This window comes from Micromonospora sp. WMMD558, assembly GCF_049315255.1.
GTDB lineage: Bacteria > Actinomycetota > Actinomycetes > Mycobacteriales > Micromonosporaceae > Micromonospora.
Map to the genome: position 1 here is coordinate 4,333,312 of NZ_CP186061.1, position 12,548 is coordinate 4,345,859.

Genomic DNA, 12,548 nt, shown 5'->3' on the forward strand with positions numbered 1-12,548 from the left:
CCAGCGGTCCGGCGGATCGGCGGAGCACCGCGTGGGACGCGCCGGGACCGCGCTGAGGGCCCGCCCCGCGACGCGCCCCGGACCAGCGGCGATGGTGAACATGGGCATCGCACCTGCCCTTCCCCCCGGTTGGTGGCTGACGACGATCGGAGACTGTCACCCCTGGGCCGACCGGGGATCGGCAGAACGACGTATGTCCGCCGGCCGCAACCTTTGGTCGCAATGTCGACCCGATGAGTACGAGAGGACCGAAAGGCCTGTAGAACGGTCCGGGGACCTGTGACTAGGCTGCGTGCCATGGCCAGCGATGTGGACGGTGCACCGCTCGTCGGCCGGGCCGACCTGGTCAAGGCGGTACGGTCCGCGCTGCTCGGGGCCGTCGCCCAGGGGCACACCGCGGCGGTCTTCCTCTCCGGTGAGAGCGGGGTGGGCAAGAGCCGGCTGCTGCGCGAGGTGGGCGCCGGGCTGCGGGACGCGGGCGCCCTCGTGCTCACCGGCGCCTGCCTGGACATCGGCGATGCCTCACCGCTGCATCCGCTGCTCCAGGCCCTGCGCCGCTTCGACGCCGAGTTGACCGCCTCGCACGCCCGCACGGCGTCCGCGGTGCGCGGGCTGCTCGGGATGTTCGCCGAGGAGACCGCCGGGTCGGACAGCGCCGGGGCGCTGCTGGAGCGGGTCTCGCGGGGCCTGCACCTGATCGCCGAGGGGCGGCCGCTCGTGCTCGTCCTCGACGACCTGCAGTGGGTCGACCGGAGCACCCGGCAGCTCCTGCTCTACCTGCTGGCCGGCCTGGGCGACCTGCAGGTGTCGGTGCTGGCGGCCGTCCGGGCGGAGTCGCTGCAGGGCGCCCACCCGCTGCGCCGGGTGCTCACCGAGCTGCGTCGCCTGCGGACGGTGCAGGTGATCGACCTGGCCCCGCTGGACCGGGCCGCCACCGACCAGCTCGCCGCGGCGGTCGTCGGCCGGCCCCTGACGCCCGACGCCGCCGACCTGGTCTGGCAGCGCAGCGGCGGCAACCCGTTCGTGGTGGAGGAACTGGCCCGCGACCTGCGCGACGGCCGGGACGGCCTCTCCGACAACGTGCGCGAGATCTTCCTGTCCCGGGTGGACGCGCTGCCGCAGCACGCGCACTCGGTCGTGCACGCGGTGGCGGCCGGTGTCGAGCCGGTGGAGCACTGGCTGCTCGCCAAGGTGGTGCGCCTGCCGGAGGACGAGCTGATCGAGGCGGTCCGGGCGGCGGTCGCGCACCGGCTGCTGGTCGGCGCCGACGACGGCTACCGGCTGCGGCACCGGCTGGTCGCCGAGGTTCTGGAACACGAGCTGCTGCCCGCGGAGCGGGCCGCCCTGCACCGGCGGTACGCCGAGGCGCTGACCGCCGCGCCGGACGAGCTGCACCAGGCCCGGCTGGCGCACCACTGGCGGTTGGCCGGCGAGCCCGCCCGGGCCCTGCCGGCCGCGGTGGCGGCCGCCGAGGAGGCCGAGCGGCTGCACGGCTACGCCGAGGCACACCGGCACTGGTCGGCCGCCCTGCAGCTGGCCGACCCGCCCGCCGCCGGGGCGGCCGTGGACCGGGTCACCCTGCTGGAACGGGCCGCGGAGGCGGCGCACCACTGCGGCGAGCACGCCCGGGCCCTGGCCCTGCTGGAGGAGCTGGCCGCCTCCGACGCCGACCGGCCGGCGTGCGCGCTGCACATCCGCCGGGCCCGCTACCTGGCGGCGGCCGGCCGGTCGGCGCTGGCCGAGGCGGAGTACCAGCGGGCCCTGGACAACCCTGACTGCACGCCGGGTGAGCGGGCCACCGCGGCCGCGCACCTGGCCGAGCTGCTGCTGCACCTCGGGCGGTACGCCGACGCCGGCCGTCGCGCCCGGGAGGCGCTGGAGCTGTCCGCGGCGGTGGAGGGCTCCACGTCGGAGGTCGTCCTCGCCAGCGCGGCGCTCGGCTTCTCGGAGGCGTACCTGGAGGACCCGGACTCCGGCCTGGCCGCCGTCCGGCGGGCGCTGGAGACCGCCGAGCGGGCCGGCCGCCCGGAGGACGTGGCGTGCGCGTACCTGCACCTGGCCGAGCTGCTCACCGGTCCGCTGAACGTCCTCGAGGAGGGCGTCGTGGTGGCCCGGCGGGGCGCCGAGCGGGTCGCCGAGCTGGGGCTGGGCCGCACGTACGAGACGCGCCTGCTCGCCATCGCCACCAACGGCCTGTTCCGGGTCGGCCAGTGGGCCGAGGCGGAGAAGGTGGTGGCGGCGGCGCTGCGCCACCGGCCGTCCGGCGCCGACGCCGTCGAGTTGCTGCTGGCCCGCTGCCGGCTCTCCGTCGGGTACGGCGACATCGAGGCCGCCGACCGGGATCTGGACGCGGTGGCCACGGTGCTCGCCGGCGGCGGCGCCCGGCACGTGATCCCGCTGCTCACCCTGCGCGCCGGGCTGGCGATGTGGCAGGGCCGGCACGACCTGGCCCGGCAGGCGGTGCAGCGCGGCCTGACCGAGAGCCGCTCCGACGACGTGACCATCCTCGCCGCGCTGGTCTGGCACGGCCTGCGCGCCGAGGCGGAGGCGCACGCCAGTCGCACGGTCGACGTCGACCCGACGGCGGTACGGCGACTGCGCGAGGCCGCCGAGCGGGTGGCCCGCAAGAGCGCCTCGGCCCCACCGGCGGTCCGCAACGTCGTGGACGCCTTCCTGGCCCTGTGCGCCGCCGAGGTGAGCCGGCTCGACGGGAGTGACCCGGAGCTGTGGGCGCGCTCGGTCGCCGAGTGGGACCGGCGCAACCATCCGTACCCGGCGGCGTACTCGCGGCTGCGTCAGGCCGAGGCGCTGCTCGCCCGGCGCAGCCGCAGCGCCACCGCCGGAAAGCTGCTGCGGGCGGCGTACCAGGTGGCGCAGGGGTTGGGCGCGGTCCCGTTGACCTCGGAGATCCGGACCCTGGCCGGGCGGGCGCGAGTGTCGCTGGAGGAACGGGACACCGCGTCCGGCGTGTCGGCCGCCGCGTCGTGCGACGGGGACGAGCTGGCGGTGCTCACCGCCCGGGAGCGGGAGGTGCTCTCGGCGGTGGCCGAGGGGCTGACCAACAAGGAGATCGGCCAGCGGCTGTTCATCAGCGAGCGGACCATCGGGGTGCACGTGTCGCACATCTTCGACAAGCTGCACGTCCGCACCCGGGTCCAGGCGAGCGCGATCTTCCTGCGCAACCGCCCCGCCTAGGACGCCGGCCCTCCGCGCGCACGTACGTATACGTCGTTCTACTGATCCGGCCGACCGCCGTCGGCTGCAAGGCTGTGCACCGTCACCAGGACAGGTGACCTTGGGGGGAGCAGGTGGAGGAGAGATGACCGAACCGGTTTGGGGGCCCGTTCACCGGGACATCGTCGACCTGCTCGCCGATCGTCCCGCGGATGTTCCGGCCGTCGTGGACCACCTCACGAAGTTGCAGGACCTGCTGGTCCGGCTCCCTCCGCTGGAGGAGAGCTGCCCCCTCGCGGACTTCAACAAGCTCTACCTGGTCATCACCGAGAGCGTGCTGAACGGTCTCTACGACGACTGGTTCGCCGACCCGGTCTTCCTGTCCCGGCTGGACGTCGAGTTCGCCGCGCGTTACTTCGACGCGCTGCGCTTCTGGACCGACTCCAGCCCGAACTGCCCGAAGGCGTGGTCGTGCCTGTTCGAGCGCATGCGCGGCCCGGACGCCCGGCCGCTGCCGTCGGCCGCCGCGGGGGTCAACGCGCACATCAACTACGACCTGCCGTTCGCCCTGGTGACGACGTTCGACAGCCTGGAGTCGGAGCCGATGGACGGCACCGACCAGCACCGCGACTACCTGAAGATCAACGAGATCTTCGCGGACAAGATCCCCGGCCTGCGTCGCGGTTACCTGGACCAGTGGCAGTTGATGATCGACATGCTCAACGGCGACATCGACGACTGGTACCAGGGCGAACTGGTCGAGTACACCCGCGACGTCGCCTGGCGTAACGCGCAGAAGATCTGGCGGTGCCGGCACGATCCGACCGCCCACGAGTGCGAGCGGGCGCGGCTGGACGACAACGCCGCCCTGCTCGGCCGGTTGCTGCTGTCGCCCCTCGGGGCGTTCCTGCAGTAGCCGGGACGGGGGGTCCCCGCGCTCCGCGGCGGCGCGGAGCGCGGGGACGCGTCCCGCCCGCCGGCACGGCGGGGGCGACGCGATCCGGCCGCCCGAGGGGGAGCGGCCGGTGTGCGGTCCGGCTTGCGACCGGTCCGGCCCGGCGGGACGGGGCGGTGGCCGCGAGCGCGGGGGGACCGAGCCGTCCCGGTGGGGCAGGCCCGGTCACGACGGGGCCCGGCCGTTCGACGGGGGAACGGCCGGTGGTGACGGGGCCCGGTGCGGCCGCTCGTGGGGGAGCGGCTCGGTGGGCCGGCCGGCCCGGGGGGTGTCGGCCGGCCCGCACCGGGTACGTGCGCGCCATGACCTGCCCGGACCGGCGGCCCGCCGCCCGACCCCGACCCCGACCCGCCGTCCGACCGCGTCCCGCCCGGCCCGGGGACAGCCGCCGCACCGGCCGGGACGGCCGCACGTGACGGGCCCGGTCCACCGCTTCCCGTTCCGCTTCGACCGGCGGTTCCGCCCGGCGCTGGCGCTGCTCGGCGTCCGGCCGGCGACGGCCTGGCTGCAGGTGGACGACGACGAACTGGCCGTGCGGTTCGGCCCGTGGCGGCTGCGGACCTCACGGCGGAACGTGACCGGCGCCGAACGGGCCGGGCCGTACCGCTGGTGGCGGGCGATCGGGCCCCACCTGTCGTTCGCCGATGCCGGTGTCACCTTCGGCAGCAGCACGGTCGCCGGTGTCTGCGTCCGCTTCGCCGAGCCGGTGCCCGCCCTGTTGCCGGGCGGCTGGCCGCGGCATCCGGGGTTGACGGTGACGGTGACCGATCCGGATGCGCTGGTCCGGCTGCTCGCCGGCGCCTGACGGCCTCCTCCGCCCACGCCGGACGGTGCTGTTGCCCGGTATCTGCCCGTGAACGCAACATGAAGGCGAATGGGTGATTCATTCACCTACACGCCGCTCTGCCCGTTTCCTGCCCGTACCGTGACGTTCGGTGCCGACCGCGTGGTCGACACCCCGCCGCCCGGATCGGGACGGCCGTGTCAGGCACGAGGGAGAGGCAGGAAAGCTCGATGTCCACGTATCACGACAGCCGCCGACCATCGCGGTCCCGGCGGCGGTCCCGGAGGCTCCTCGCCGGTGGGCTGGTGGCCGGCAGCCTCGTCGCCGGCGCTGCGGGCCTCGTCGGCATGGCCGGTCCGGTCGGGGCCGAGGACCTGCCGCACTCCGGCGGGAACGCGTCGACCGTCCGCAACGAGCGGGCCCACGAGGAGGGCGGCCGCGACGGGGCGGGCCGCGAGCCGGTCGGCGGGGAGGCGACGGGCCGGGACGGGACCGGCCGCCACGGGGACGGCCGGGACGAGCAGGGCGCGCGGGAGGGGGACGGCCCCGGCCGCGGTCGCGACGCTGTCTCCGTTCCATGCGACACCAAGAAGCTGATCGGCGCGCTGGTGCGGGTCAACGCCGAGGGCGGTGGCGCCCTGCGGCTCGCCCCGAAGTGCACGTACACGCTCACCGGGGCGTTCCAGCAGCCCGACGACTACGACGGCGGCATCCGCGACGCGCGGGAGGCGGCGGACTCGGCGGAGAACCCGGGCGACGCCGAGGCGCCGCCGCGCAACCCGGCCGACGACAAGGCGGGGCTGCCGGTGATCTACCACCCGGTGACCATCGAGGGGGCGGGCGCGACGATCGAGCGCGCCACGCACGCCGAGGTGTTCCGGTTCTTCACCGTGCGCGACGGCGGGGAGCTGACGCTGCGCGACGTCGAGCTGGTCAACGGGCGGTCCGCCGCCGAGGGCGGCGCGGTGCACGTCGTGCACGGGGCGTCGGCGGTCATCGAGCGGGTCACCGTCGTGCGCAGCAGGTCCTTCTCGAAGGAGGGGGGCGGTGGCGCCCTGTTCAACGACGGCAACATGGTCGTGCGGGACAGCACGTTCATCGACAACCACGCGGCCGGTGCCGTGGGCAAGGGCGGGGGCCTGCTCAACGGCGGCGTGCTGACCGTTCACTCGTCGACGTTCAAGGACAACAGCGCCGTGGCGTACGGCGGCGGGCTGGGCAACTACCGCGGGGCGGCGGAGGTGCGCACGAGCACGTTCGCCCACAACACGGCGGGGCAGGGCGGCGGACTGGCGAGCTTCTCGGCCCGTACCCGGGTCGCCGACTCGAAGGTCGTCGGGAACAGCGCGCAGACCGGCGGGGGGATCGCGAACTCGGACGCGCTGATCTATTTGCGCGGCCTGGAGGTCCGGGACAACACCGCCACCGGAAACGGCGGCGGCATCTCCACCTTCCAGGGGCTGGTGCCGCTCGACGACAGCGTGGTGGCGGGCAACACCGCCCACGGCCACGGCGGCGGCATCCACGCCGTGAAGTCGAACCTGCTGGTGCGGGAGAGCGCCGTGACGCGGAACCACGCCGTCGAGGCGAAATCGACGGGTGGCGGCGTCTCGGTCAGCATGGGCCGGCTCGCCCTCTACCGCAGCACCGTCGTGGACAACCGGTCGCGGGTGCCGGCCGGCGGCATCCACGCCGACAAGACCCAGGCCAAGGTCGACGGGGAGACCGTGATCTCGGGCAACAATCCCACCAACTGCGTGGGGGGCAAGGTGCCGGTCGCCCACTGCTTCCGGTAGGCACGATCAGGGATCCGCGCCGGGAGACACGTCGTCGTCTCCCGGCGCGAACCCGTATGACCCAGCCTCCTAGGAAGCACTACGCGATGTGACCCCGGGAGCCACAGGTCGTCGCTGTCCCGGATCGACGGTGAGCACGAACCGGTCCGCCGACGCCGATCGCGCCCGGTCCACCTGGTGCCGTCGGTGCCGGACATGGAGCGGGCCCGCGCCGAATCGGCGCGGGCCCGGAGGCTCGGTGTCCTACTCGGACGGCTCGGGCAGCTCGCAGTCGACCTTCGGGTTGGCGCCGATGTAGTTCAGCGGCCCCGCAACGATGGTCACCAGGATGGTGCCGGCCTCGGCGCAGTTGGTGTCGTCACCCGAGTAGTAGCCGCGCTGACCGGCGGCGATCGCGCCGATGAGCAGCCAGATGACGACCAGGACTCCGAATATCGACGTTCCACGCATCGCGTGCCTCCGAAGGGATGTGGTGGTTTCGAGGTGGAGCCCTTGTACCCAATCGGGTTACCCGGCTAACGGTGCCGGCGACCAGCCGCGGGTGGGTGCGCGACCGCACCCCGCGGGTGCCGGCCGGCACCGGTTGCTATCGGATCGACGACCGAGCGGGCCATCCGGCACACCGGCCGGCGTAGAACGTGCTAGGGCCTGTTCCACGAGACCATGCCCGGCTGGGCCTCGGCTCGCTCGGGTGAGCCATCCGAACAGGCCCTACGCGGTGCCTCGACGCCCAGCCCGGCCGGGGCGTCGACCACCGCCGAACGCACGGCGCTGGAGGACTGATGGACGTGTGGACACCGCACCTGCACCTCGACCGCCCGGGGGACGTCGCCGCCGCGGCCCGGGCGGTGGCCGACGGTGCCGTCGTCGCGGCCGCCTTCGGGAACTTCTACGCCCTGGTCACGCGCCCCGACGCGGCCACGGTCCGCCGAGCCAACGTCGTCAAGGGACGCCCGTCGGAGCAGGTCGGCAGCATCACCGCCCCCGCCGACGGCGTCGCGGCCCTGTTCGACTGGTCACGGTTGCCGTACCGCCTGCCGGTGGGCCGGGTCCGGCAGTTGATGGACGCGCTCTGGGACGCGGGACCGTTCGGTTTCCGAGGCCCGGCCGCCGACCGCCTGCCGGCCCACCTGACGTGTCACGACCGCGGACTGCGCACCGTGCAGGTGATCGCGCCCGGCGCCCGGTGCCCGTCGAACGCGTTCCTGCGCCGGGCGGTAGCCGAGGCCGGCACCGATCACCTGCACGTCACCTCGGCCAACCGCTCCCGGCACCGCCCGGGGGCGGGCGACGAGCCGGCCCACTGGAAGGCGGCGGGCATCGCCGCCGACTTCGCGCGCGCGGCCGACCTGGTGGTGCTCGCCCACCCGGACGAGGCGGCGGCGCGGGCCGCGTACCCCCGGCACCTGCCGACGTCGGTGACCGTGCTGTCGTTCCACGCGCCCGAGGGCGACCCGGAGGAACCGCCGGTGCTCATCGTCGAACGGCACGGCTCGCTGCACGTCGACGATGTGCGAAGGGCCGCCGCGCCGCTCGGGCTCCAGGTGCGGCTGGGCGCCACGGCGGGCCGCCGGCTGGGGGTACGGGGGTACGCCGCGGTGCTGGTGTGACGTCAGTGCGGCGGTGCGGGAGCCTCGGGCGGGCGCCCGTAACTGCGCCGGAGGTCGGCGATCGCCACGCCCGCGAGGACCAGCATGGCGGCCGCCGCCGCGGACAACGCCGGCAGGAACAGCACCGCCGGCGCGACGGTGAGCAGGGCCAGCAGCCCGGCCGGACGGGACAGCGACACCCGGCTGAACACCTCGTACTCGAAGATCGAGCGGCCGACCAGGAAGAGCGCCGGACCGCCCAGGATGACGGCCGCCCAGGCCGGCGGCGTGCGGCCCTCCGGCTCGTGCAGGATCAGGTCGAAGCCGGCGGCGGTGGTCACCACCCCGGCGACCATCAGCAGGTGTGTGTACGGGGCGGTGTGGAGGAATTTGTTCGGTTCCCGCGAGGTGGCGATCGCGAGCGGGAGAAGTTCACCGGACTTGTGCACGTAGATCCGCCAGAACAGCAGCGTGGTGGCGAACGACACCCCGAACGCGGCGATGTTGTCGACCTCGTGCTGCTCCAGGCTGAACATCGTGCCGATGGTCAGGATGGCGTCGCCGAGCGCGATGATGAAGAACTGCTGGTAGCGCTCGGCGAGATGTTCGGCGGTCACGTTGCGCTGGGTGCTGGGGACCGCGCCGAGCCCGGGGACCGGGTAGGCGAGCCGGAAGCCCAGGTAGTCGATGGCGAGCGCGCCGGCCCACAGGAACAGACGGCCGTCGCCGGAGACGAAGGCGCCCCCGATCCACGGCACCGCCGAGACGGCGAACCAGATGAAGATGCGGGCGGCCCGCTTCTGGGTCTGCCGGTCGTGGCGGACGGCCGGCATGAGGAACAGGCCCCGGCCGAGGTGGATGGCGACGTACGTCCCGGCGAAGACGAGGCCGCGGGCGCCGAAGGCCTCCGGGATGGCGGTGGTCATCAGCAGCGCGCCGAACATGACCGCCGCGATCAGCAGTTTGATCTCGGGGCGTTCGGGGTCGTACATGTCGGTGACCAGCGTGGTGATGGCCCAGGTCCACCAGACGGCGGCCAGGATGACCAGCGCCTGGCCGGCCCGGTGCCAGTCGAGCTCCTCGACGAGGCCGCGCGAGATGAGGGCGAGCGCGACCACGTAGACGAGGTCGAAGAACAGCTCCAGCAGCGTCACGCGGCGCGGCGACTCGTCGTGCCGTAGCGGCGGGCCGCCCCGGCGCGGGTCCGGCCCCGGCGAGGCGGACTGCACGGCTGCTCCTGTGTACCGGGATCGGCGGCCGGCCGGCCGCCTTCGTCCGACGGTAACGAGAGCTGTGCCGCGTTACGCGATATATGGGCGAAATGCCCGGCGGTCCCGTTCGGGACCGCCGGGCACCGCCGTCGGTCAGGCGTCCTCGCCGTCGCCGGCGGGCAGGACGCTCGCCGCGTCGGGCGCGCCCGCCAGGACCCGCGCCTGCTGCGGCCACGTCGCGAGGCCCGGCGCGGCCCGCAGGCCCGCGGCGCGGATGGTCTCCCGCAGCGCCGCCTCGTCCAGGGCGGCGAGCTGCTCGTACGTCCGAATGCCGGCCGCGTGCAGCGCGGCGGCCATCTTCGGCCCGATGCCCTGGATGCGCCGGAAGTCGTCGGCGGCCTCCGCGTCGGCCCTCGGCCGGACCGGCGGGGTGGCCACCGGACCGCGAGCCGCCGGCACGGCCGCCGGCTCCGGCGTCGCGACCGCCGGTTCGGGCGTGACCTCGGCGGGCTTCTCCGCGACCGGCTCCCGGGGCGTGGCCTCGGCGGCCGCCGCGGCGACCGTCGCTTCCGGGCGGGCCGGCGCGGCGTCGTCGCGGGTGTCGTCCTCGGCCTCGGGGGCCGGGCGCGGGGCGACCACCGCCACCTCCGCTCCGTCGGCGGCGGGCGCGGTCGACGCGGTGTCGTCGGCGGCCGGCGCGACGTGCTCGGGCGCCGGCACCGGGTCACCGGTCAGCGCCATGTCGGCGTGGCCGACCGGGTCCGCGACCGCGGTGGACGCCGGGGCCGGCGCGGGCTCGTCGTCGGCGCGTCCGTCGGGCGCCACGTCGACGGTGGGATCGGCGACCGCCGTGGGCGCCGGGTCGACGGTCGCGTCCGGACGTGCGGTGTCGGCGGTGGCGGCGGGCGTGGGCTCGTGCACGACGGCGGTCGTGGCGGTGGTCGGCTCACCGTCCACCGTGGACGGGGCCGGCGCGGCCCCCCGCCGCCTGAAGACGGCCCACCCGGCGGCGACGCCCACCGCCAGAGCCACGACAAGTATCAGCCAGTCCGACCACGCCACGGCGGACCCTCCCTATCGATTCGCGAGTCAGTCGACAAAAACTCGCCGCAGCTTGCCACATGCGTGGGTCGGTACGACAGCACGGCTCGACGGCTGGCCCCGCTGGTGGGACGGGTTGTACGCGGGGTGCCGGTGACGCGACGCACCGTCGCCGGACCCGGGGGCGGCGGACGCCGCCGGGCGCACGCGTGCGGACCCCGGTACCGGACCGGGGTCCGCACGCGACGCGGGGTGTTAGTCCTCCTCGCCCCGGTAGGTGTAGAAGTCGTCGACGAACCGGCGGGCCAGCCGGGGCACGCGGCTGGTGACGCCGAAGTAGCCCCGCGCCCCGAGCAGAGCCAGCCGCCCGACGACCGGCTTGTACATGCGGTCGTCGCCGCTGGTGCCGCTGCGGTTCAGGGAGTCGGCCACCCGCGCGAACCCGTACGGCACCATCACCGCCTCGTAGTCGGCGACCGCCTGCACCAGCGTCTTCTCCCCGGCGGCGGCGAGGCGTAGCTGCCGGCAGAGCAGCGCGGCGTCCCGCAGGGCGGTGTTCGCGCCGACCCCGCGGCCGGGTGTCATGGTGTGGATGGCGTCGCCGAGCAGGGTGACGGTGCTGCTCTTCCACGGTGGAACCGGCTCGCTGGTGGCCACCTTGATCGGCAGGGCGCTGTCCGGGTCGGCGCTGGCCAGCAGGCGCCGCAGGTGCGGGTGCCAGTTGCGGGTGAGGTCCAGGGCGAGCCCGGTCAGCTCCTCGCCGCGGCGCTGCATGACGTCGGGCGGGAACCGCCGGGCGGTGCTCCAGATGACCAGGTTGACGTTGTCCCGGGTACTGTCGTGGGCCCGCCCCGGCCACCCGTCGAGCAGCGCCGCGTCGGCCGGGTCGAGCCCCGCCTTGAGCCTGCCGTCGCGGTCCCACGGGAACTCCATGACGTGCAGGACGCCCATCATGCCGCCGGTGCCGAAGATGAGGGAGATGCCCTTCTCGACGCGTTCGGGCAGCAGCGCCCGCACCTCGTCGGTCAGCGGGATCCGGGTGGCGATGTTGATCGTGCCGGCGTCCCTGGTGACGGCGTGCGGCAGGTACTGGCGGCGGACCGCCGAGTGGGTGCCGTCCGCGGCCACCAGCAGGTCGCCGTCGGCGCTGCTGCCGTCGGCGAAGTACGCGGTGACGGTGCCGTCGTCGCGCTGCTCGTACCGGGTGAGGGCCTTGTCGAAGTGCACGACGTCCTCCAGGCCGGTGAGCAGGACCTGGCGCAGCGTCATCCGGGCGACGGACCGTTCGGTGTTCACCGGGTCGGTGTCCGGCCGCAGCGGGAAAGACGCGGTCTGCCGCATCCGCTGGGTGATGACGTTGAAGTAGCGGGGGGAGCGGGCGCACGTCGCGAGGTAGGTGCGGAACAGCTCCGGCGGGAGGCACTCCCGTAGCGCCCGGCTGCCGGTCGGCCCGATGCCGACCCGGTAGCCGAGCAGTCCCTCGCCGCGGGTGCGGTACCGCTCGTGGACGGACACGCTGATCCCCGCGCGGCGCAACCCCTGCGCCAGGCACAACCCGCCGGTGCCGGCGCCGACGACCAGGACGTGCGGTCCGCTGGTGGACACGACGCGCGTCCCGGGTCAGCCGGCCACGCGGGGCGCGGCGGCGTCCGCGGCGTCCCAACGGTAGAAGCAGCCCGCGATCGCGTCGCGGGGCGAGCGCCAGGTCGGCAGGTACGGGGTGGTGTGCGCGGAGAGCCGCTCGTTGACCTGCCGGTAGAGCGGGTGGTTGCGGGCGCCGGCGAGGGCGTCCGGGTCGACGTCCGCGGTCTCCATCAGGTGGACGCACAGGTCGTGCAGGCAGTACAGGGACCGGTGCGTCACCCCGGTCAGGCTCGGCAGTTCGGTCGCGTCGGACTCGGCGAAGATCTGCGCCACGCGGCCCTCCGCGCCCGGGATGATCCTGCTGACGATGACGAGACGGCTCATGGTCTTCCTTCCGCCGGTGGTGCCCGGCCC

The 12,548-nt window shown here is 74.6% G+C and carries 10 protein-coding genes; 5 read left to right on the plus strand and 5 right to left on the minus strand.

Features of this window, described 5'->3' with window-relative positions; all coding sequences use genetic code 11:
* Positions 1 to 297: 297 nt before the first annotated feature.
* From ACN26Y_RS20650 to ACN26Y_RS20665, 4 genes are all read left to right on the plus strand, one after another.
* Complete coding sequence (locus ACN26Y_RS20650; RefSeq protein ID WP_155331878.1) at positions 298 to 3,195, plus strand: helix-turn-helix transcriptional regulator; 2,898 nt, start codon at positions 298 to 300, stop codon at positions 3,193 to 3,195.
* A 124-nt stretch (positions 3,196 to 3,319) separates the two neighbouring features.
* Positions 3,320 to 4,090 (plus strand): DUF5995 family protein, encoded by a 771-nt coding sequence (locus ACN26Y_RS20655; RefSeq protein ID WP_155331879.1) that lies wholly within the window; start codon positions 3,320 to 3,322, stop codon positions 4,088 to 4,090.
* A 451-nt stretch (positions 4,091 to 4,541) separates the two neighbouring features.
* The gene (locus ACN26Y_RS20660) at positions 4,542 to 4,934 is read left to right on the plus strand and encodes a hypothetical protein (RefSeq protein ID WP_155331880.1); all 393 of its coding nucleotides are present in this window, start codon (positions 4,542 to 4,544) and stop codon (positions 4,932 to 4,934) included.
* A 209-nt stretch (positions 4,935 to 5,143) separates the two neighbouring features.
* Positions 5,144 to 6,709, plus strand: a complete 1,566-nt coding sequence (locus ACN26Y_RS20665; RefSeq protein WP_155331881.1) for a hypothetical protein — start codon at positions 5,144 to 5,146, stop codon at positions 6,707 to 6,709.
* A 243-nt stretch (positions 6,710 to 6,952) separates the two neighbouring features.
* Here the strand turns inward: ACN26Y_RS20665 and ACN26Y_RS20670 are convergent, their stop codons facing one another.
* Positions 6,953 to 7,159, minus strand: a complete 207-nt coding sequence (locus ACN26Y_RS20670; protein ID WP_155331882.1) for a hypothetical protein — start codon at positions 7,157 to 7,159, stop codon at positions 6,953 to 6,955.
* Between the two features lie 332 nt (positions 7,160 to 7,491).
* Here ACN26Y_RS20670 and ACN26Y_RS20675 point away from each other — a divergent pair, with 332 nt between their 5' ends.
* The gene (locus tag ACN26Y_RS20675) at positions 7,492 to 8,319 is read left to right on the plus strand and encodes a hypothetical protein (protein WP_155331883.1); all 828 of its coding nucleotides are present in this window, start codon (positions 7,492 to 7,494) and stop codon (positions 8,317 to 8,319) included.
* Positions 8,320 to 8,321: 2 nt separating this feature from the next.
* Here ACN26Y_RS20675 and ACN26Y_RS20680 read toward each other — a convergent pair whose 3' ends face one another.
* The 4 genes from ACN26Y_RS20680 to ACN26Y_RS20695 form a co-directional block, all read right to left on the minus strand.
* Positions 8,322 to 9,527, minus strand: coding sequence for a low temperature requirement protein A (locus tag ACN26Y_RS20680; protein ID WP_155331884.1), 1,206 nt, complete (start codon positions 9,525 to 9,527; stop codon positions 8,322 to 8,324).
* Between the two features lie 135 nt (positions 9,528 to 9,662).
* Positions 9,663 to 10,430 carry a helix-hairpin-helix domain-containing protein gene (locus tag ACN26Y_RS20685; protein ID WP_370463363.1) on the minus strand — a complete coding sequence of 256 codons (768 nt, stop codon included), beginning with the start codon at positions 10,428 to 10,430 and terminating at the stop codon, positions 9,663 to 9,665.
* 375 nt (positions 10,431 to 10,805) lie between these two features.
* Entirely contained in the window at positions 10,806 to 12,155 is a 1,350-nt protein-coding gene (locus ACN26Y_RS20690; RefSeq protein WP_155331886.1) for an FAD-dependent oxidoreductase, read from the minus strand.
* A gap of 15 nt (positions 12,156 to 12,170) precedes the next feature.
* Positions 12,171 to 12,518: a TcmI family type II polyketide cyclase gene (locus tag ACN26Y_RS20695; protein WP_155331887.1), complete on the minus strand. Its 348-nt coding sequence runs from the start codon at positions 12,516 to 12,518 to the stop codon at positions 12,171 to 12,173.
* Positions 12,519 to 12,548 lie beyond the last annotated feature (30 nt).

Coding starts and splice junctions, on each gene's coding strand:
- ACN26Y_RS20665 (WP_155331881.1), top strand. CDS start 5,144: ATGTCCACGTATCACGACAGCCGCCGACCATCGCGGTCCCGGCGGCGG.
- ACN26Y_RS20670 (WP_155331882.1), bottom strand. CDS start 7,159: ATGCGTGGAACGTCGATATTCGGAGTCCTGGTCGTCATCTGGCTGCTC.
- ACN26Y_RS20675 (WP_155331883.1), top strand. CDS start 7,492: ATGGACGTGTGGACACCGCACCTGCACCTCGACCGCCCGGGGGACGTC.
- ACN26Y_RS20695 (WP_155331887.1), bottom strand. CDS start 12,518: ATGAGCCGTCTCGTCATCGTCAGCAGGATCATCCCGGGCGCGGAGGGC.
- ACN26Y_RS20650 (WP_155331878.1), top strand. CDS start 298: ATGGCCAGCGATGTGGACGGTGCACCGCTCGTCGGCCGGGCCGACCTG.
- ACN26Y_RS20655 (WP_155331879.1), top strand. CDS start 3,320: ATGACCGAACCGGTTTGGGGGCCCGTTCACCGGGACATCGTCGACCTG.